This window comes from Streptomyces smaragdinus, from assembly GCF_009604385.1.
GTDB lineage: Bacteria > Actinomycetota > Actinomycetes > Streptomycetales > Streptomycetaceae > Streptomyces > Streptomyces smaragdinus.
This window is the reverse complement of sequence record NZ_WEGJ01000016.1, coordinates 55,046-75,108: the sequence shown is the minus strand read 5'-3', so window position 1 is coordinate 75,108 and position 20,063 is coordinate 55,046. Positions and strand designations below refer to the sequence as shown.

At 74.7% G+C, this 20,063-nt stretch carries 18 protein-coding genes and 1 tRNA gene; 8 read left to right on the top strand and 11 right to left on the bottom strand.

Annotated elements, in window-relative coordinates:
- Positions 1-125: 125 nt before the first annotated feature.
- The 3 genes from SRB5_RS20445 (at position 126) to SRB5_RS20435 (ending at position 1,599) form a co-directional block, all read left to right on the top strand.
- Positions 126-425: a GroES family chaperonin gene (locus SRB5_RS20445; RefSeq protein ID WP_153454190.1), complete on the top strand. Its 300-nt coding sequence runs from the start codon at positions 126-128 to the stop codon at positions 423-425.
- 41 nt (positions 426-466) lie between these two features.
- Positions 467-1,174, top strand: a complete 708-nt coding sequence (locus SRB5_RS20440) for a maleate cis-trans isomerase family protein (RefSeq protein WP_153454074.1) — start codon at positions 467-469, stop codon at positions 1,172-1,174.
- Between the two features lie 131 nt (positions 1,175-1,305).
- On the top strand, positions 1,306-1,599 hold the full coding sequence (locus SRB5_RS20435; RefSeq protein WP_153454072.1) for a hypothetical protein: 294 nt from the start codon (positions 1,306-1,308) through the stop codon (positions 1,597-1,599).
- 10 nt (positions 1,600-1,609) lie between these two features.
- Here SRB5_RS20435 and SRB5_RS20430 read toward each other — a convergent pair whose 3' ends face one another.
- Positions 1,610-3,256: a putative bifunctional diguanylate cyclase/phosphodiesterase gene (locus SRB5_RS20430; protein WP_153454188.1), complete on the bottom strand. Its 1,647-nt coding sequence runs from the start codon at positions 3,254-3,256 to the stop codon at positions 1,610-1,612.
- Between the two features lie 542 nt (positions 3,257-3,798).
- Between SRB5_RS20430 and SRB5_RS20425 the strand changes: the two genes are divergently transcribed.
- Entirely contained in the window at positions 3,799-5,046 is a 1,248-nt protein-coding gene (locus SRB5_RS20425) for a M6 family metalloprotease domain-containing protein (RefSeq protein ID WP_407703947.1), read from the top strand.
- A 210-nt stretch (positions 5,047-5,256) separates the two neighbouring features.
- Here SRB5_RS20425 and SRB5_RS20420 read toward each other — a convergent pair.
- The 7 genes from SRB5_RS20420 to SRB5_RS20390 form a co-directional block, all read right to left on the bottom strand.
- A tRNA-Lys gene (locus SRB5_RS20420) sits at positions 5,257-5,330 on the bottom strand.
- A gap of 65 nt (positions 5,331-5,395) precedes the next feature.
- The gene (locus SRB5_RS20415; protein WP_153454070.1) at positions 5,396-5,773 is read right to left on the bottom strand and encodes a hypothetical protein; all 378 of its coding nucleotides are present in this window, start codon (positions 5,771-5,773) and stop codon (positions 5,396-5,398) included.
- An 85-nt stretch (positions 5,774-5,858) separates the two neighbouring features.
- A complete protein-coding gene (locus SRB5_RS20410) occupies positions 5,859-7,184 on the bottom strand; it encodes an AAA domain-containing protein (RefSeq protein ID WP_323378197.1) in 1,326 nt (441 codons plus the stop codon).
- Positions 7,181-8,701 carry a hypothetical protein gene (locus SRB5_RS20405; RefSeq protein ID WP_323378196.1) on the bottom strand — a complete coding sequence of 507 codons (1,521 nt, stop codon included), beginning with the start codon at positions 8,699-8,701 and terminating at the stop codon, positions 7,181-7,183. Before SRB5_RS20405 ends, SRB5_RS20410 begins: the two co-directional genes overlap by 4 nt.
- Positions 8,698-9,720, bottom strand: coding sequence for a hypothetical protein (locus tag SRB5_RS20400; RefSeq protein ID WP_407703946.1), 1,023 nt, complete (start codon positions 9,718-9,720; stop codon positions 8,698-8,700). Before SRB5_RS20400 ends, SRB5_RS20405 begins: the two co-directional genes overlap by 4 nt.
- A 103-nt stretch (positions 9,721-9,823) precedes the next feature.
- Positions 9,824-10,750, bottom strand: coding sequence for a phosphatase PAP2 family protein (locus SRB5_RS20395; RefSeq protein ID WP_153454068.1), 927 nt, complete (start codon positions 10,748-10,750; stop codon positions 9,824-9,826).
- A gap of 158 nt (positions 10,751-10,908) precedes the next feature.
- Positions 10,909-11,790, bottom strand: a complete 882-nt coding sequence (locus SRB5_RS20390; RefSeq protein WP_153454066.1) for an RNA polymerase sigma-70 factor — start codon at positions 11,788-11,790, stop codon at positions 10,909-10,911.
- A gap of 169 nt (positions 11,791-11,959) precedes the next feature.
- On the opposite strand from SRB5_RS20390, the gene SRB5_RS20385 reads away from it, so the two are divergent.
- Positions 11,960-13,300: an FAD-binding oxidoreductase gene (locus SRB5_RS20385; RefSeq protein WP_153454064.1), complete on the top strand. Its 1,341-nt coding sequence runs from the start codon at positions 11,960-11,962 to the stop codon at positions 13,298-13,300.
- Positions 13,301-13,330: 30 nt separating this feature from the next.
- Here SRB5_RS20385 and SRB5_RS20380 read toward each other — a convergent pair whose 3' ends face one another.
- Complete coding sequence (locus SRB5_RS20380; RefSeq protein WP_153454062.1) at positions 13,331-14,743, bottom strand: tetratricopeptide repeat protein; 1,413 nt, start codon at positions 14,741-14,743, stop codon at positions 13,331-13,333.
- A 294-nt stretch (positions 14,744-15,037) separates the two neighbouring features.
- Between SRB5_RS20380 and SRB5_RS20375 the strand changes: the two genes are divergently transcribed.
- The 3 genes from SRB5_RS20375 (at position 15,038) to SRB5_RS20365 (ending at position 17,180) form a co-directional block, all read left to right on the top strand.
- Positions 15,038-15,424 (top strand): hypothetical protein, encoded by a 387-nt coding sequence (locus SRB5_RS20375; RefSeq protein WP_153454060.1) that lies wholly within the window; start codon positions 15,038-15,040, stop codon positions 15,422-15,424.
- 75 nt (positions 15,425-15,499) lie between these two features.
- Positions 15,500-16,354: a spermidine synthase gene (locus SRB5_RS20370; protein ID WP_323378195.1), complete on the top strand. Its 855-nt coding sequence runs from the start codon at positions 15,500-15,502 to the stop codon at positions 16,352-16,354.
- Between the two features lie 130 nt (positions 16,355-16,484).
- Positions 16,485-17,180 carry a response regulator transcription factor gene (locus SRB5_RS20365; RefSeq protein ID WP_194292974.1) on the top strand — a complete coding sequence of 232 codons (696 nt, stop codon included), beginning with the start codon at positions 16,485-16,487 and terminating at the stop codon, positions 17,178-17,180.
- Between the two features lie 113 nt (positions 17,181-17,293).
- On the opposite strand, the gene SRB5_RS20360 is transcribed toward SRB5_RS20365, so the two are convergent.
- Positions 17,294-18,586 (bottom strand): ABC transporter ATP-binding protein, encoded by a 1,293-nt coding sequence (locus SRB5_RS20360; protein ID WP_153454054.1) that lies wholly within the window; start codon positions 18,584-18,586, stop codon positions 17,294-17,296.
- On the bottom strand, positions 18,583-20,007 hold the full coding sequence (locus SRB5_RS20355) for a GH1 family beta-glucosidase (protein ID WP_153454052.1): 1,425 nt from the start codon (positions 20,005-20,007) through the stop codon (positions 18,583-18,585). The genes SRB5_RS20360 and SRB5_RS20355 overlap by 4 nt, the downstream gene beginning before the upstream one ends.
- Between the last annotated feature and the right edge of the window lie 56 nt (positions 20,008-20,063).

Sequence of the window (20,063 nt, the reverse complement as noted above, 5' to 3'; positions counted from 1 at the left end):
CCGTACAGGCGCTGCCCGTACGGGCCTGGGTACCGGACCCAGGGCGCGCGGGCGGGTCGCGCACGGGTACGGTCGTACCCGTGACTGATTCCTCCCGGCCGACCCACGACAAGCTCCCCATCCGGATGCTGCACGACCGCGTGCTCGTCCGTACGGACACGACCGAGGGCGAGCGTCGCTCGTCCGGCGGCATCGTGATCCCCGCGACCGCCCAGGTGGGCAAGCGGCTGTCGTGGGCGGAGGTGGTGGCCGTGGGGCAGAACGTGCGGTCGGTGGAGGCCGGGGACCGGGTGCTGTACGACCCGGAGGACCGCGGCGAGGTCGAGGTACGGGGCGTCGCGTACGTCCTGCTGCGCGAGCGCGATCTGCACGCGGTGGCCGCGGAGCGGCTCGAGGGCGTGGATTCCACGGGGTTGTATCTCTAGGGCCTGATTCGCCCCCGTGCCGTCGGGGAAGGGGCACTTTCATGACGATCGGCTTCCTCTATCCCGGGCATTCCGCCGAGGACGACTATCCGGTGCTCGCGGACCTGACCGGTGAGCCGCTGCGCGTCGCGCACACCGACATCGGTGAGGACGCGCACCGGATGGACGCGTTGCTGCGGATGGGGGCGCTGCCCCGGCTCACGGCCGCGCTGGTGGAGCTGCCGGAGGTGGACGCCGTGGTGTGGGCGTGTACGTCGGCGAGCTTCGTGTACGGGTGGGACGGGGCCCTCGAGCAGGTGCGGGAGCTGTCGGCCGCCGCCGGGGTGCCGGCGTCGTCCACCTCGTTCGCCTTCGCGCACGCGGCGCACGCGCTGGGGGTGACGCGGCTGGCGGTGGCGGCGACGTATCCGGCGGACGTGGCGGGGATGTTCGCGGAGTTCCTGAAGGCGGCCGGGGCGCAGGTGCTGTCCACCCGGGCGCGCGGCATCGTCACGGCGGCGGAGGTCGGGACGCTGGGGCGGGCGGAGGTCGTCGAGCTGGCGCGGGCGGGGGATCACCCCGACGCCGAGGCGGTGCTGCTGCCGGACACCGCGCTGCACACGGCGGCGCATCTGACGGCGCTGGAGGAGGCGCTGGGCAAGCCGGTGCTGACGGCGAACCAGGTCACCGTCTGGGAGGGCCTGCGGCTGGTGGGGCGGACGGTGGGGGAACGGCCGGAGCTGGGCGCGCTGTTCGCGGCGGGGGGCTGACCCGCTTCTTGCCGGGATCAGGCAGTCTGCGGTGCCGGAAAATCTGGCCGAACGGGTGATGCTACTGCCGCCCCGAAAAGGGAACACTGACGGCAGGTGCTCGAAAAGTGTGCAACCGGGGGTGTATCGCCATGGCGGACAGGTACTTCCGTGACGGCCCGCGCAGCCTGGAGGTCGACGTCCGGCTGGCGGTGATGGAGTACGCCGATGTGGCGGCGGAGTACGCGGCGGTGGTGGGCGACCCGCGCGTCCCGCTCTCGGCGCTGGAGGACTACGCGCTGGTCGTCGACATCCTGGCGCTCGCCCGCCGGGCCCCCACGGCGGAGATCCCCAGCCTGCTGTCCATCGGCACCCGCGCCCTCCTGCGCGTCCACCGCGCCCTGCCGGGGGCGGAGGAGACCGCCGAGGAGGCCGAGGCGGCCTGACGGGCGGGCCTCAGGGCCGTACCGGAGCCCCCAGCAGCTCCGTGACCTTCTCCGCGGACACCGCGCGCGAGTAGAACCAGCCCTGCGCCGTGTCGCAGCCGATCGCCCGCAGCCGCTGCGCCTGCTCCTCCGACTCCACACCCTCCGCCACGACCGAGAGGCCCAGCTGGTGGGCCAGATGCACCAGGGCCTCGACGATCGTCTCGTCGGCCGGGTTCGGATGCTCGGCGTCGCGGAAGCCGCGTACGAACGAGCCGTCCAGCTTCAGCGTCGTCACCGGCAGCCGGCTCAGGTACGCGAGGTTCGAGTACCCGGTGCCGAAGTCGTCGATGGCGATCCCCACGCCCATCTCGTGCAGCGCCTGCAACGCCTGCAGCGGGCGGCCAGCGGAGCCCATGACCGCGGACTCCGTCAGCTCCAGCTGCAGCAGCCCCGGCGGCAGTTCGGTTTCCGCCAGGATCTCCGCGACGTCCGCGACCAGATCCGAGTCCCACACCTGCCGCACCGCGACGTTCACGCTCATCAGCACCGGCGTCTCCGGCCGTGTCAGCTGCCACGCCCGCGCCTGGCGGCAGGCGGTGCGCAGCACCCAGCGGCCCAGCTGCACGATGGCGCCGTTCTCCTCGGCCAGCCCGATGAACCGGTTCGGCGTGAGCAGCCCGAGCCGCGGGTGCCGCCAGCGCACCAGCGCCTCCACGCCGCGCACGGCGCCGTCCCCGAGGCCGACCAGCGGCTGGTACGCCAGCTGGAACTCGCCGCGCTCCACGGCCGGCCGCAGCCCCGAGGAGAGGGCCTGACGGGTCATCCGGTGGGCGTTGCGCTCGGGGTCGAAGAGCGTCCAGCGGGCCTTGCCGTCGGCCTTGGCCCAGTACAGCGTCGTGTCGGCGGCCTGCATCAGGGCTGTCGCCGTCGTGCCGCGCGCCGCCCGCTCGACCACGCCGATGCTCGCGGACACCGAATGCCGCTGCCCGGCCAGGTCGAACGGCTCCTGCAGCGCGTTCAGCACCGCCGTCGCCAGCTCGCCGGCCTGTTCCGTGCCCGTCGAGCCGGTCACCAGCAGGGCGAACTCGTCACCGCCGAGGCGGGCGACCAGATGACCGCCGTGTGCCGCCGCGCAGTCCGTGAGCCGCCGGCCGACGGCGGCCAGCAGCCGGTCGCCGGTGCGGTGGCCGAGGGTGTCGTTGATGGCCTTGAAACCGTCCAGGTCGAGATAGACGAGGCCGATCCGCCCGGTGCCGGCCTCCCGGGCCTGCTCCAACGCCCCGGACAGCCGTTCGAAGAACAGGGCCCGGTTCGGCAGCCGCGTCACCGCGTCGTGCATCTGCAGATGCCGCAGCCGGGCCCGCAGCTCCCGGTCCTCGCCGACGTCCGCGACCGACAGCAGCGCCCCGCCGGCGGCCAGCGGCGTGATCGTCACCTCGGCCCACAGCGGGGTGCCGTCCGCCGCCTTCAGCCGCCGCGACACCAGCAGCTCCGCCCGCCGGCCCTGCAGGACCTCGACGAAGGAGCTCCACATCCACGGCTCCTCGCGCAGCGCGCACAGATCGGCGGCCGAGGCGCCGGTCAGCGCGCCCGCCCCGGCGCCCGCGGGGGCGAACAGGGCCAGGAGTCGTTCGTTCGCCGCACGCACCAGTCCGTCGCTGCCGACGATCGCCATGGCCAGATGGGCCGAGACGAACGCGGTCCGGAAGTCCTCCGCGTCGACGGGCGCCGCCGCGGCCAGATGACGCTCCGTGATCAAAGCCGCCGTGGCGCCGGTCGCGCAGACCGGCCGGCCGAGGGATCCGCTCACCGCTAGCTCCCACCCGTAGGGGCACCCGACTGCCTGGGGCAGCACCGTCACCACGCTGGAAATGTGCCGATCATAGAGGCTGCCCGCCACAGCGATCCAGCAGCGTCGCCGCCCCTCGTTTCACGGTACCCCGGGAGCGGGGCGGAACCCGCCTGTTCTTGACGTGGCCTGCCATCGCCCCCACACGCGTCACTCTCCGTCACTCCGGCCCCGCGGGCCCCATCGGGCGGCTCCTCACCCGGCTGGCGCACTGGAACAGGGCATTCGCCCATAAAACCACACAGGGTGGGTCTTGTTCGGTAAGAGACTGTCGCCAAACCCCCGTCGTCCGCGCGGAGCGCGGGCGCAGGGCGCAGGCGGGGGTTTGGCGACAGCCTCGCAGTCCGCTTCGCGAGGGACGGGGTCGTGTGGTGCAGCCAGGGCGTATAGCAGGAGCGAAGAGTCGGCGCGGGCGGAACCTGCGGCGGATAACCGCGGTGACCGGGACCGTGGCCGCGCTCATAGCCAGCTCCTTCATAGCCGGCCCGGCCGGCGCCGACGCCCCCCGTCCGTGCGCCCTGGAGCGCACCGACGCGCACCACTCCGAGGGCCTGGACACCTGGAACAGCGCCTACCCACGGCCGCGCGAGACCCTCCGCGCCGTGATGGTGTTCCTCTCGTTCCCGGACTCGCGCCCCGAGGTTCGTACGAGCGAGCTGGCCGCGGATCACTTCCCCGCCACCTCCGACTTCTTCGCCCGCTCCTCCTACGGGCGGTTCCGGCTCGAGGCCGAGCCGCTGCGGGACTGGATCGAGATGCCGGCCGCGTCCACCGCGTACCGGATCGAGCGGGACTGGGCCCCCGACCGGCGGGCCCGCTATCTGCGCGACGCGGTCGACGCCGCCGACGCGGAGGTGGACTTCCGCGACTACGACGTCGTGTACTTCGTCGCCGACCCCGACGCGCCGGGCGTCGACTCCGACGCCACGAAGGTCGTCAACTTCGACCGGCCGCTGACCGCCGACGGCGCGCGGCTGCGCCGGATCGTCACCGTCTTCGAGCAGCACCCGCCCGACCGCAACGTCCTGGCCCACGAGACGGGGCACGTCTTCGACCTGCCCGACCTGTACCACCGGCCCGTGGACGGCAAGGCGGACTGGGACACGTACGTCGGTGACTGGGACATGATGGGCAGCCAGTTCGGGCTGGCGCCCGAGCCGTTCGCCTGGCACAAGTGGAAGCTCGGCTGGATCACGGACGCGCAGGTCGGCTGCGTCGACAAGACCGGCGAGGGCACCTGGTCCCTGCAGCCCCTGGCCGCCCCGCCCACCGACCGCGCGCTGCGCAGCACCCGGCTCGTCGTGATCCGTACGGGCGCGGACTCGGCGCTCGCCGTCGAGGCCCGCGGCCGCTCCGGCAACGACCGGGACGCGTGTACGGAGGGCGTGCTGGTGTACCGGGTACGGGCGGGGACGTCGTCCGGGGACGGGCCGATCGAGGTGCTGGACGGCCACCCGGGCTCCGGCGCCTGCGACACCACGTCGGTGTACCCGCCGCTGGCGGACGCCCCGCTGGGCGTGGGGGAGCGCCTCACGGTCCCGGAGGACGGCGTGACGATCTCGGTCACGTCCCGCGCCCCGGACAACACCTGGACGATCCGCGTCGAACGCCGCTGACCGCCCCCGCAGAACCGCGTCCCCCTGGGCTACGCCCCTGGCCCAGGGGGACGCTTCACGCCTGCCGGCGGGGTGCCGAACGACTCCGCCCGCCCCGTCACCCGGCGGGGGTGTGGGTGGCGGCAGCCCCCACCCGCGGCGAAGCCGCGAAAAAACGACGGAGGCCGCCCGGTCTGCGCTTTCTGCAGACAGGACGGCCTCCGGCCGACGTGCGCCGCCAGGGACTCGAACCCCGGACCCGCTGATTAAGAGTCAGCTGCTCTAACCAACTGAGCTAGCGGCGCCTGGTGAGATGACTGTAGCACCCGTGTGCCTGAGATCGAAAATCGATATTGCGCTACGGGAGACCTCAGTCCTCCACCGGCGGTTCCCCGCCCCGCAGCAGGTCACGGCCGTAGTCGATCATGCGTTGCGCGTAGTCGACCGACCAGTCCGCCCGCTCCGCGATCGCCTCCGCCGTGAGCCGGTCGAACCGCCGGGGGTCGGCGAGCTGCGCGGCCGCGAGGGCCTGGTACTCCACCGCCCGGTCGGTGGCCGCGCGGAATGCCAGTGCCAGGTCCGTGGACCGGGCGAGGAGGTCGAGGGGGTCGTCCAGGGCCTCGAGGCCGAAGAAGTGCTCCGGGTCCGTGACGGCGTCCTGCGGCTCGAAGATCAGCGACGCGGGACGGCGGGGCACGGCCCGGCCGCCTCTCTCACCGGGGTGCTGAGCCGGCTGCGGCTCCGTCATGTGCGGCCCTCCAGTCGAAGATCGGACGGGATCCATTGTCGCGCGCCGCGCAAGAGCGCCCCAACGGCCCGTACGAGGAGCTTCCTCACATCCGTACCCGCAGCTCGGCGAGATGTGCCAGCACCGCCTGATGGGCCTCCCAGCCGTCGGGGAACTTCACCTCGACGCCCAGGCGCACGGGCTCCGCCGACGGGTACTCGTCGAGCAGCTCGGGGATGCCGGCCCGGGAGACCACCACGCACGCGTGCCGGTGCCGGGACGTGAGGACGCACAGGCGGCCCGTCTCCAGATGGAACGCCGTCGCGTCCGGCCGCCCCGACAGCGGATGCAGCACCACGGTGACGTCGAACTCCCGCCCCTGCAGCCGGTTCGCCGTGTCCACCGTGACGCCGCGGACGCCGAGCGCGGCCAGCGCCGCCCGGATTGCCGCCGCCTGGTCGCGGTGCGCGGTGCCGACCGCGATCCGGTCCGGGCCGACCGGCTCGCCGCCGTCCGCCGAGCGCTCCGAGTGCGCGACGGCGCCGCGCTCCAGCAGCCGCCGCACCACGCCGGCGACCGCGGTGACGGCCTCCGGGTCGGTGCGCGGGGTGTGCTGGGGCGGGAGCTCCAGCAGGCCCCAGCCCGTCTCGGCGGCGATGTCCAGCACGCGGTCGGCGGCGCCGCCGTCGGAGGCCGCCGTGAGGGCGAGGCGGCGGTCGCCGGGGCCGGTGCCGCTGCGGAAGGCGGTGTACGGGTAGAACGCGTCGGACACCAGCCGCGCCGCGGAGTGGGGCAGCCGCCAGGAGACCGGCAGCCGGCGCTGCGGCAGCCCCGGGTTGTGGGCCAGGAGCGTCGTCACGGCGCTGGTCGAGGGGTCGTACGTCAGGCCCGCCCACTGCTCGGAGCCGACGATCGCAAAGGGGTCCAGCTGGCCGGGGTCGCCCACGAACAACGCCCGCTCGAACAGTCGTCCGACGGCGAGGAGCTGGTCGGAGCGCATCTGGTACGCCTCGTCGACGATCGCGTGCTGCCACGGGTCGACGTCCTTCACCCACGCCCACTTGGCGGCGGTGGACACCACGATCGGCAGCTCCGCCAGATCGCCGATCTTCGCGGACTTGCGGACCGCCGCGTGCCGGTCGAGCACGCGGTCGTACGGATGGGGGTCGCTGCTGTGCAGCCGGCCCACCGGCAGGCCGGGGTCGGCCGTCGCGAGGCGGTCGACCAGATCGTCGACCTGCGCGTTCGTCTGCGCGACGATCATCAGCCGGCGCCCGGCCGCCGCCAGCTCCCGCGCGGCGCGTACCACCAGCGTGGACTTGCCGGCGCCGGGCGGGGAGTCGACGACGACGCCGCGCGCGGTGCCGTGCAGGGTGTCGGCCAGGATCTCGTCGGTGGCGCGGGTGGCGGCGTCGCCGGGGGTGGGGGTCACAGGAAGTCCTCGGCGGTGACGGGATCGGGGGCCTCGGCCGGCCGGGGGCCGTCGGCGGGGGCGGCGGACGGCGGGCCGCCGTGAGTCCACGGGGTGTCGTCCGGGTCGGGGAGCTTGGCCCCGGAGCGGGCGGTGTGCTCGAACAGCGTGAAGCACAGGGCGTCGCCCGGCTCGGGCAGCGACCCCTCCTCGGGGGTCTTCCCGCGCCCCATCCCGCTGGTCAGCCGCAGCACGACCGTCCGGGGCCCGGGACCGTCCGCGTCGGCGCCGGTCTCCACGACCTCCGCCGTCTGCGTCTTCCCGGTGGCCAGCACCCGGTGCGCCTTGACCCCCGGGTCCAGATACGGCTCGTCGTCCGTCTCCAGCACGACCAGCGGCCGGGGTCGGGGCGACCGTCCCTCCGACATCGCCATCTCCACCCCCGTCACCGTCCCCGCGAACGCCTCCCCCGCGAGCCGGCGCGACGCCATCACCAGCGGGTCGTCCAGCGCCTCGCCCGCCGCCAGCTCCGCCTGCGCCCGCTCCCGCGACGCCAGCTTGCGCGCGGCCGTCGTCGCGTCGTCCCGCCTCGGCTGCGGCGGCTCACCGGCGCGCAGCCGGTCCCGGTGCCCGGTGTACGACCAGCGGTCTCCCGTCCAGCGGTCGGGCACCCGGGTCCCGGGCGCCAGCTCCCGCAGCAGCGTGACGCCCTCCCACACCGCGTCCCACGTGGGCCGCAGCTGCGACGCGAGCAGGGCGTCTATCTCGTCCCCCGAGCCGGGGATCCCGGCGTCGAAGCGGGCGGTGGCCTTGGCCAGCAGCCGGTTGTCGAACGCCGGGTCGGTGGCCGGCCCGGCGGGCGGCGTGAGCAGCTGGCCGGACGCGTCCCGGCCGCGCTCCACCTCCTCCGGGTCCCCGCCGCGGATCCAGGCGAGCAGGGCGCCCAGATGCTGGTCCTCCAGCTGGCTCTGCCCCGTCGCCCAGTGCCGCCCCAGCAGCTCCGTCATCGCCAGCAGCAGCGACGACCCGGGCGTACGGGCCCGCTCGGCGTAGTGCGTCAGCCACCGCCCCAGCAGCGGCACCCGCGGCGGCGCCGGGAACGGCGTGTCCGGGTCCTCCTCCGCGGTCCGCCGGAAGCGCATCGAACGCCCCAGCAGCCGTACGTAGTCGACGCCGGGCACCGACGGCACCAGGATCTGCGGGGCGTCGGCGCAGACCTCCAGCTCCTCGCCCTTGCGCAGCTCCGTGTCCACGTCGTCCGCGTACGACTCCAGGTACGGCAGCACCACGTCCGCCAGCCGTGCCAGGAACCCGAACCGCAGATCCCGGTCCCGTGGCTGGCGCACGGTCAGCAGCACCGGCGCGTCCCGATCCGTACCGACCATGGCGCCCAGCGGGGCGGCGGCCTCACCGGCGGCGGTCAGCGGCACCAGCACCAGGGGCCGCCCGGACAGATGCCGGTGGCGTACGGTCGCCACCGGCTGCGCCCGCCCGGCCCGGACGGCCTCGGCGCGCGCCAGCGTCGTCAGCAGGCTCACACGGTCACCCCCAGCGCCTCCGCCCGCAGCCGCGCCGCCCGCCGCAGCGCCGCGGCGGCCGGATCGGCGGCGGGACCGGGATCGGCGGCGGCGTCCAGCACCGCGTCCACGGTCCGCAGCCGGCCCAGCTCGCCCCGTACCGCCCTGCCGAGCGTCATCACCTCACCGGCCGCGCGGGCCCGGCCCCGGCAGTGGAACGCCAGCTCGCACGCCGCCAGACACTCCGGCGCGTACGCGGCGGGCACCGACTCCACCGACCGCGTCAGCTCCACCGGCGGCAGCGACACGTCGAACGTCACGTCCGCGGGCAGCGCGGCGGCGATCGACTCCAGCCGCGTCAGCCGACCCAGCTGGCGGCGTGTCACCGACAGCTGCGGCCGTACGTCGAGCAGATCGGCGGCCGGGATGTTGGAGAAGTCCTTCGGGCACACCAGCAGCACCCGCTCACGCACCCGGTGCGCACCCAGCGCCAGCACGTACACCGCGGACTGGCGGGCGGCGGCGCCCACCTTCGACGGGTCTGCGGAGCCGTCCAGGATGGGGAACGACTTGATCTCGATCACCGTCACCGTGCCCTCGGGGTCCACGACCACCGCGTCCGGCTCCAGATAGACGGCGGCGCCCGCGACCTCCAGGCTCAGCATCGGATGGTCCAGCAGCGTCCACGTCCCGCGCCCGGCGGCGGCCCTGAGCTCCAGCGCCGTACGGGCCGTGCGCCCCGCGGCGCCGGGCGCCGACAGGTCGGGCACCGTGACGTCGGCGGGGGCGGGCGGCTCGACGCCCAGGCGCCGGCACAGCAGCCGCAGCAGCTCCGCGCCGCCGTCGGCCTTGACGGAGGCCTCGAAGGAGTTGCCGCGGGCGAAGGCGAACTGCGACTGGCCGAACGCCGAGGGGCTGCCCAGCGCCTCCGCGAGCCGCGCCTTGTCCACCCCGGCGCCGTCCAGCAGCGCCCGTCTGCGGCAGCCGGGGTTGGCGGCGAGCGCGGCGAGCGCCCGCGCGTCCAGCGCCCGGGGCGGCACCCCCTCCCCGCGCAGGGCGGTCAGCCGGGCGCGCAGCCCGGCGGGGGCAGGCCCGTCAGCCGCAGGCGCGGGCGCAGAGGGCGCAGACCCGGAGGTCAGAGGCTCAGAGGGCGGCGTGCCGGTCCTCGGCCGCGGAGGCCGCCGGCCCGGGTCTGCCGGGCTCGGCGTCGCTGTCCGCGGAAGGGACGGTGTCGCGCTGTCGGGGGATGTGCGGTCCACGCGCGGCAGTCTCCCACCCGGCACTGACATCGGGGGCGTCACCCGCCTCACCGGCCCCGGCGGGCGCGCGCCGCAGCCGGCCGAGGGTGAGCTCGCTGAGCCGCATCAGCGGCGCGGCGATCAGCAGGCCGACGCCCATCACGGCCACCCCGGCGACGGCGTCGAGCAGATAGTGGTTCGCGGTGCCCATCACGACGAGCGTGATCACCGTCGGATAGGCCACGGCGAGTGCCTTGACCTGCGGCGTACGCGCCAGCCGCCACAGCACGACGCCGCACCACAGCGCCCAGCCGACGTGCAGGCTCGGCATCGCCGCGTACTGGTTGGTGAACCCGCCCAGCCCGCGCGGCGCGCTGGCCTCGCCGCCCCACCAGCCGTACGAGGAGTACTGCGCCATGGTGTCGACGAAGCCGTACGAGGCGTCCAGCAGCCGCGGCGGGCAGGTCGGCAGCAGTACGAAGCCGATCAGGCCGACCATGGTGGAGCCCAGCAGCCAGGTGCGCAGCCGGCGGAAGTGGTCGCGGTGGCGCAGCCACACCCACAGCAGGACGGCGGGGGTGACGATGTAGTGCAGGGTGGCGTACATGAAGTCGGCGGGGACGCCGATCGCCGCGTAGTCGGTGAACAGCCGGTTCAGCGGATGCTCGGCGTTGATGTGCAGGAACTTCTCGGCGTCCAGCAGGGCGAGGCCGTTGTCGACGGCCTGGGTCTCGGCGCCCCTGGCGAGGAGCCGGCCGGCGGAGTAGGCGCTGTAGACGATGACGATGAGCAGGAGTTCCGCCCACCATCGCTGTCGTCGCTGCACGGCCATCGTCCGCCTTCCCCTTCCGTGCGCCTCCCCTGTTCGGGCGCAGCGTCCACCGTACGGTGTAGACGAGCCGGGTCGCATCCAGCGAGCGGTTCGCGGGCAGGTAGACGCCGTGAATTCGGGAATGGTTGCCCGAATGTGCGGTTCCGCACAAGGGAGTGTCAGCGGGTCATCGCGGTGGCCTTCTCCACGCGCGACAGCTTCGCGGGGTTGCGCACGAAGTACAGCCCGGTGATCAGCCCGCCGTCGAGCCGTACCGTCACCACCGCGTCGACCGTCCCGCCGAACCGGAGGGCCAGCGCGGGAGAGCCGTTGACCTGCGTGCGCTCCACGGACCGGGTGGCGCCGAGCCTGGGCACGACGGTGGCCAGCAGCTCCGCCACCCGAGCCGCTCCCAGCACCGGCTCGCGCGAGGCCGCCACCTCGCCGCCGCCGTCGCCCAGCAGCACCACGTCCGGCGCCAGCCGGTCGAGCAGCCCCTGCAGATCGCCCGTCTCCACCGCCCGCTGGAACGCCGCGAGGGCGCCCTCCGCCTCGGCGGGGGTGATGACCTCGCGCGGCCGGCGCGCGGCGACGTGGTCGCGTGCCCGGTGGGCGATCTGGCGGACGGTCGCCGGGGCCTTGCCGACGGCCTGCGCGATCTCGTCGTACGGCAGGGCGAACACCTCGCGCAGCACGAACACGGCCCGCTCGGTGGGGCCGAGTGTCTCGAGGACCAGCAGCATCGCCGTCGAGACGCTGTCCGCCAGCTCCACGTCCTCCGCCACGTCGGGCGTCGTCAGCAGCGGCTCGGGCAGCCAGGGGCCGACGTAGGACTCCTTGCGGCGGGCGAGGGTGCGCAGCCGGGTGAGGGCCTGGCGGGTGGTGATCCGCACCAGATAGGCGCGCTCGTTGCGGACGGCCGACAGGTCGACGCCCGACCAGCGCAGCCAGGTCTCCTGGAGGACGTCCTCCGCGTCGGCGGCCGAGCCGAGCATCTCGTACGCGACGGTGAAGAGCAGGCTGCGGTGGGCGACGAACGCTTCGGTGGCCTGGTCGGGCATCGGTGCTTCCCCCTGGACGGTCGACAGGTCTCCCCACGAGACGCCCCTGCCCGGCGGAGTGTGACATCGCGCGGGCTGTGGCGTACGTCACGCGGGGACGGCTGTCACGCGGGGCGGACGGGCGGCGTCCCGTGTCCAGTTCCGACAGAGTTTCAAGGATTGGACCACCATGAGTTCCACGCTCGACACCCTGCGCGCCGGTTTCGGCGGCGACATCATCGAACCGGGCTCCGCCGCGTACGAGTCGGCCGGCCGTACGGTCCTGGCGGCCGGCACCCCGGCGTACGTGCTGCGGCCCAAGACGGCCGCGGACGTGCGGGCGGCCGTGCGGTTCGCCGCCGGGTCGGGGCTCGCCCTGTCCGTGCGCGGCGGCGGCCACGCCTTCTCCGGCTTCGGCACCAACGACGGCGGCATCGTCGTGGACCTCTCCCTGCTCGCCGCCGTGGAGGTCACCGACGAGGCGCGGGGCCTGGTACGGATCGGGGGCGGCGCCACCTGGGGGCAGGTCGCCGCCGTGCTGGCCCCGTACGGGCTGGCGATCTCCTCGGGGGACACCCGCGGCGTCGGTGTCGGGGGGCTGACGCTGGGCGGCGGGATCGGCTGGAAGGTCAGGAAGTACGGGCTGGCGCTGGACGCCCTGGTCGGCGCGGAGCTGGTCGACGCGCGCGGTGAGCTGGTACGGGCGAGCGCGGCGGAGAACCCGGAGCTGTTCTGGGCGCTGCGCGGGGGCGGCGGCAACCTGGGCGTGGTCACCGCGTTCGAGTTCGCCGCCCACCGGACGACCGACGTCTTCCACGGCAAGGTCAGCTTCCCGGCGGCGGAACTGCCCGCCGTGCTCCGGGGCTGGGCGGCGTATCTGCGTACCGCCCCCGAGGAGTTGACGTCCACGGTGACGTTCGCCAACCCGTTCCTCGGCGGCCCCAACGCCCCCGTCGAGGTCCTCGTGGCGTACGACGGCGACGACCCGGCGGCGGCTGCCCGCGCGATCGACCCCCTCCGCCGGCTCGGGACGGTGCTGGACGACACCGTGGCGCTCAAGCCGTACGGCGACACCCTCGAGGACGGCGCGACCCCGCCGCCCGGCATCCGGCTGGCCGCCCGCAGCGCGTTCGTGGACGCGGCGTCCGTGTCCGGCGCCCTGGACGTGCTGGCGGCGGCCGGGGCGGCCGAGGGGTCGCCGGTGATCGGCATCCGCAGCGTCGGCGCCGCCGTCGCCCGCGTGCCCGCCGACGCCACCGCGTACGCCCACCGCACGGCGGAGCTGATGGTCATGACGACGTCCATCGGCCCGGCCCCCGCCCTGGAGGCCGGCCGCCCGGCGGTGGACGCGCTTTGGGGCAGGCTGGCCCCGTACACCTCGGGGGCGTACGCCAACTTCCTGACGTCGGCCGCCGAGGAGGACGTCGCGGCGGTCTACCCGGCGGAGACCCGGCGCCGGCTGGCGGCGGTGAAGCGGGAGTTCGACCCGGAGAACCTGTTCGCGCTCAACCACAACGTGCGGCCCGCGTAACAGGCCGGGGTGTTCGTCACGGGACACCCCCTACGCCGGCCGCGGCTCCCCGCCGAGGAACGCGTCGACCGGGGAGCCGTGCGCCCGCAGCCGGTCGGCGGTGGCGTCCAGCATCCGGCGGATCCGCGTCGACTTCACGCCCCCCAGCAGCCGCACCGCCCGGCCGCCCGCCGCCGCGGCCTCGTCGAGCTTCCCGGACGCCGCGAGGTCGTCGGCGAGCTGCGCGGTGAACAGCGCGATGTTGCGCGTGAAGTGCGGGTCCAGCAGCGCCACCGCCCGCCGCGCCCGGTCGGCCGCCCGCTCGTGGTCGCCGAGGGCCGACCAGCACTGGGCCTCCAGCCCCGCCAGCTCCGCCTCGCCGTAGAACGACATCCACGCCGGATCCGCGTCCGCCGTCCCCAGCGCGAACAGATCCGCCGCCCGCCCCAGCGCCTCCCCGCACGCCCGGCGGTCGCCGAGCCCCGCCCAGCCGCCCGCCTCGCGCAGCGCCAGCAGCGACCGCAGCCGGGCCGACCCCAGCCGGCGTGCCGCCGCCTGCGCGGCCTGCGCCGCCCGTACCGCCTCGTGCGGACGGCCGGCGTCGCGGGCCAGGAACGCCATGTTGCAGAAGGCGTGCGCCTCCAGCGCCGGATCGCCCGCGACCCGGGCGGTGGCCAGCGCCTCCGCGTAGTGGGAGCGGGCGTCGGTGTAGCGGCGTGAGTCGTGGGCCAGCCAGCCGACGGAGATCGCCAGCTCACCGGCGCCGGCGTGCAGGCGGTCCGTCACCGACTGGCGGCGGGCGCCCGCGTCGACCAGCTCGTACGCGGCGCGCAGGGTCCGGCCGGCGCCCTCGTACAGGGCGTCGGCGCCGTGCCGGTCGTCGAGCAGGCGGATATGGCGGACGGCCTCCTCCACCGCCTCCGCCTCGTCGGTCCCGGGCCGGAACCCGGGGCTCGCGGCCGTGGGGCTCGCGGCGGCGGGGTCCGCGGTGGTGCCGAGCGCGAGCCCGGCCAGGGCGGCCGAGCCGCCGGTCATGAACGCGCGACGCAGCACGTCGCTCTCCTCGTCGACGCTGGGATCCGGGGTAGTGCCCGTGCCGGCGGGGTCCGGGACGGGCCGGCGCACCGCTTTGTGCGGGGGCGCGTACGGCAGCGCGTGCGCCCGCCGTCCGCGTACGGTCTCGCGGGGGGCGAAACCGAGGTCGGTGAGTGTGTACCCCGGGAACATGTGTAGGAACACCCGTTCGTACGCGTAGTTGGGACACCGGATCTCCCCGGCCTCCACCCGGCCCACGTACCGGGCGTCGCACGAGACCCGCTCGCCGATCTCCCGCCCGGCCCGCCGCACGGCGGCGGCGAACTCCCCGGGCGAGCGGGCGCCGCGCAGCGCGCGGAACACGGTATTGGGCACAGGGCGGTTGGGCACGGGAAACGACGGGTCGCGGCTCACGTCGGCATCCCTCATCTCCGGGTCTGCGTACGGTACGGCGGGTGCGGCACCGGACCCGAAGCGGAACCGGCGCCGCCGTGAGTACCGGCGGGCACGACGGTAGTGCCCGGGAACCCCCGTAACGGCGGAGTTTGCCGACAAACCGGATATCCCCACCGCGATCCGCCATGAAGTGCCATCCTTTACGGCCTTCCGCCGGCGTAGCCGATGACGTCCTGCCGCGTTGAACACTGCGGACAACGCTCTGGACGACCCCGCGGACCGGCCGCGGACACGTAACGCGGCTTCCCGCGTGAGGAGGGGTTTCCCTTGCTGGACACCGGTGTGGACACCAGCGGACCACAGCTCGGCCGCGCTCCGGCCGAGCCCTGCGACCTCGTCACCGTGCCGGCCCGGCACGGCCTCGAGGCCGTGGACATCCTGCGGCTGCGCACCGCCGTGGGCCCCGTGCTGCACGACGGCGACTTCGACACCCTGGGCTTCCTGGTGCCGCCGGGCACGGCCGAGCGCTGGGACGTCCCCGGCAGCGCCTGCACGCAGACGTGCGCACGCGCCGTACCCGCCGTCCCCCCGGTGGCCGGGACGCACTGGCTGGTGTCCCCCGAGCAGGCCCCGCCGGTGACGGACCCGGTGGTGCTGCGGGAGGCGCTGGGCGAGGCCAAGCGGACGATCGAGGCCGCCGACCGCTGTTTCTAGGGCCTGTGCGGGGAACTCGGCACAGGCCCTAGCCCCCTCGCGCGACGGGCGCCGGGTGCGCCCATACTGATCGACGTGGCGAGACAGCGGACGCGCGGGCGGGACGCCGTCGTCGAGGAGGTGGACGGCGGGGTCGCCGAGCTGCGGCCGGATCCCGAGCGGGCCCGGGCCTGGACCCTGCTGGTCGGCGGGGCCCCGCAGTCGTACGTGGACCTCGACGACCCGGCCCGGCTGACGTTCGAGTACCAGCGCCGCCTGGGCCACGCGGCCGACCTCGCCGCCCCGCCCGGCCGGCCCCTGCGGGCCGTGCATCTGGGCGGCGGCGCCCTCACCATGGCGCGCTACATCGCGGCCACCAGGCCCCGGTCCGCCCAGCAGGTCGTGGAGATCGACGCCCGGCTCACCGCGCTCGTACGACGTGAGCTCCCGCTGCCCGAGCAGGCACGCATACGGGTGCGCGGGGGCGACGCCCGGGCCGGGCTGGCCAAGCTGGCGGACGCGTCCGCCGACCTCGTCATAGCCGACGTCTTCCGGGTGGCGCGCACCCCCGCGCATCTGACGAGCGTCGAGTTCCTCACCGAGGTCCGCCGGGTCCTGGACCCCGCCGGGACGTACGCCGCGAACCTCGCCGACGGCCCGCCCCTGCGGCATCTGCGGGCCCAGATCGCCACCGCGCTGGAGGTCTTCCCCGAGGCCTGCCTGATCGCCGACCCCGCCGTCCTGCGCGGCAAGCGCTTCGGCAACGCGGTGCTCGTCGCCTCCGGCGCCCCGCTGCCCGTCGCCGAGCTGACCCGCCGCGCCGCGAGCGACCCGCAGCCCGCCCGCACCCTGCACGGCGCGGACCTCGCCGCCTTCCCCGGCGGCGCCCGCCCGGTCACCGACGCCCACGCGGTGGAGTCACCGGCGCCGCCGCCCAGCGTGTTCAAGTGACCCGTCCGCCCCACCCGTACCGCAGACCCGGCCCGAACGCGCCGCCCGCGGTCAAGCGCGCCCCCCGTTCCCGCCACCGATCCCGCCGACATCGGGTCCCGGCGCGGCGGACGGGCGTACGTTGCGGGACATGGCGAGTGTGCTGGTGGTCGAGGACGATCAGTTCGTACGGTCGGCGCTGATCCGGCAGCTGACCGCGGCGGCGCACACGGTACGCAGCGTGGGGACCGCCCCGCAGGCCCTGCGCGAGGTGGCCCACCACCGCTTCGACGCGGTCGTCCTGGACCTCGGGGCGGCCGGCCCGGACGGGGCGGAGGTGCTGCGGATGCTGCGCGGCGTCACGGACGTCCCGGTGATCGTCGCCACCGACCGCGCCGACGAGGCGGGCATCGTCCGGCTGCTCGACGAGGGCGCCGACGACTACCTCGTCAGACCCTTCTCCGGCGAACAGCTCACCGCCCGCCTCGCCGCCGTCCTGCGCCGGGCCCGCCCCCGCCCCCGGCCCGAGGAGGCCCCGCAGCCGGACGTGATCGAGGTGGGCGGGCTGCGCATCGACCCGCGGCGGCGGCGGGCGCGGCTGGACGGGGAGCCGCTGGCGCTGACCCGGCGGGAGTTCGACCTGCTGGCGTTCCTCGCCCGGCGGCCGGGGGTCGTCGTGGCGCGCGGGGAGCTGCTGGCCGAGGTGTGGCGGCAGAGCTACGGCGACGACCAGACGATAGACGTCCATCTGTCGTGGCTGCGCCGCAAACTGGGCGAGACGGCCGCCGCCCCGCGCTATCTGCACACCCTGCGCGGGGTCGGGGTCAAGCTGGAGCCGCCTCCGTGAGAAAGGCTGTCGCCGGCCCCGGGCGGGGCAACGGACGGGGCCGGCGACAGGTCCATCTCCCGGCGACCGTCCGTCCCCTCCACGGACGGCCACCGGGACGTTCATGCGCGGGGTCAGCCGTAGAACTGCGCCCCGCCGGGCGGTGCCGGACACAGCCGGCGGCCCTGCTCGTCGAACACGAACAGCCGGCGCGTGTTGAGCAGCACCGGCAGCCGGTCGCCGACCAGCGGATTCATCCCGGCCTCCGCGCGTACGACCAGATCCCCCACCTGCTGCTGCGGGGCCGGCGCCGGCGGCGGGGCGGGCGGCTGGGGCGCGGAGCCCAGCCGCAGCCACGACGGGCGCCCCGACTTGCGCTCCCGGGGCAGATAGCGCGGCGCCTCCAGCGCGGGGACGACCGCGGGCACGGCCCCGATGCTCAGGTGCAGCAGCGTCTCGTGTCCCTGGTACTCCACCTGCTCCACCACCCCGCGCAGCGGCACCTCCGCGGGCCCGGCCCGCTCCGGCCCCGCGATGCGTACGTCCTCCGCGCGCACGCCGATCAGCAGCGGCCGGTGCTGCTGGATCCGCAGCAGCTGATGGTCCGGGGGCAGCGGCTGGGGCAGCTCGATGCGCTGGCGGCCCAGGTCGACGAAGACGGGGCCGTCCAGCGGCGACAGCACCGTCCCGTTCAGCAGATTGATCCGCGGAACGCCCACGAACGCCGCGACGAACACGTTCACCGGCATCCGGTACAGCTCGCGCGGGGTGTCCACCTGCTGGAGCACCCCGTCGCGCATCACCGCCACCCGGTCACCCAGACTCATCGCCTCGCCCTGGTCGTGGGTGACGTAGACGGTGGTGGTGTTCAGCTCCCGGGTGAGGCGGGCGATCTCCACCCGGAGCTGGTTGCGGAGCTTGGCGTCCAGGCTGGACAGCGGCTCGTCCAGCAGGAACGCCGACGGCGCCCGGACCACGGCGCGGCCGATCGCCACCCGCTGGCGCTCACCGCCCGACATCTGGCCCGGGCGCCGCTCGAGCAGCTCCGTCACCCCGAGGAGCCGCGCCGCCCAGTCGACGCGCGGCGTGGACTCCTCGTCCGCCATCCCGCCCAGCCGCAGCGGGAAGCCGATGTTCCCGGCGCCGCTCATCGCCGGATACAGCGCCGAGCTCTGGAACACCATGGCGATGTTGCGGGCCGCCGGCGGCAGTTCGCCGGCCTCCTCGCCGTCCAGCCAGACCTGCCCCGAGGTGGCCGACTCCAGCCCCGCGATCAGCCGGAGCAGAGTCGACTTCCCGCACCCCGAGGGGCCGAGCAGCACCAGGAACTCACCGGGCTCGATCTCGAGCGACACCTTGTTCACGGCGGGAATGCGCCGGTCGTAGCTCTTGCTGACCTCCCGCAGGCTGATGGCCCCCGTCGTCATCTGGGCGGCTCCTGGAGGACTCCGCTGCGGGCCACCTCCGCGTAATAGCGGGCGCTGGCCTTCGGCGTACGGGTCTGCGACGGGTAGTCGACGTACACCGCGCCGAAGCGCTTGCTGTAGCCGTACGCCCACTCGAAGTTGTCCATCAGCGACCAGAGGAAGTAGCCCCGCACGTCCGCGCCGTCCGCCATCGCGCGGTGGAGGGCGGCCAGGTGGCCGTGGATGTAGGCGATCCGCTCGGGGTCGTTGACCTGGCCGTCCGCGTCGGGCTTGTCGTCGTACGCGGCGCCGTTCTCGGTGATGAGCAGCGGCAGGTCGGGGGCGTCGCGGTGGAAGCGCATCAGCAGGTCGTACAGACCGGTCGGGTCGACGGTCCAGCCCATCGCGGTGCGCTCGCCCGGCGACTGGTGGAAGGCGACCTTGTCGGCGCCGGGCCAGGGCGAGGCGCCGCCGCCGTGGCCGTCGTCGCGCGGGCCGGACTCGCCGTCGGAGAGGGCCGAGACGAGGGTGGGGTTGTAGTAGTTGATCCCCATGAAGTCCAGCGGCTGGTTGATCGTGGCCAGATCGCCCTCCTGGACGAACGACCAGTCGGTGATGCGGGCGGTGTCGGCGAGAAGGTCCTCGTCATAGCGGCCCTTGAGCTGCGGACCCGTCCAGATCCGGGTCGACAGGGCGTCGATCCGGCGCGCGGCGTCGATGTCCTCGGGGCTGTCGGTGCGGGCGCGCACCAGCGACGGGTTGTGGCAGACGCCGATCTGCGCCCGGGCGGGCAGCACCTGGCGCAGCGCCTGGACGGCCAGACCGTGGCCGAGGTTCAGATGGTGGGCGGCGCGCAGCGCGGCGACGGGGACGGTACGGCCGGGGGCGTGCACGCCGGCGGCGTAGCCGAGGAAGGCGCTGCACCAGGGCTCGTTGAGGGTGGACCACAGCTCGACCCGGTCGCCCAGCGCCTGCCCGACGAGGGCGGCGTACTCGGCGAAGCGGGCGGCGGTGTCGCGGTGCGGCCAGCCGCCGGCGTCCTCGAGCTCCTGGGGGAGGTCCCAGTGGTAGAGGGTGAGCGCGGGGGTGATGTTGTGCTCGAGGAGCTCGTCCACGAGCTTGCGGTAGAAGTCGATGCCGCGCTGGACGGCGGGGCCCCGGCCGGTGGGCTGCACCCGCGACCACGACACCGAGAAGCGGTAGGCGCCGAGCCCGAGGTCCGCCATCATCTGCACGTCGTCGCGGAAGCGGTGGTAGTGGTCGACGGCTACGTCACCGGTGTCGCCGCCGAGCGTTTTGCCCGGGGTGTGGGAGAACGTGTCCCAGATGGAGGGGGTCCGGCCGTCCAGCGCCGCCGCGCCCTCGATCTGATACGCGGCGGTTGCCGAGCCCCAGAGAAAGCCGGCGGGAAACGACGGAGGAGTCACCTTGGCGTCTGTCATTTTTGGGAGCGCTCCCATCACAAATCGGCCCGAACCCAGGTGGGTTGGGGGAGTGA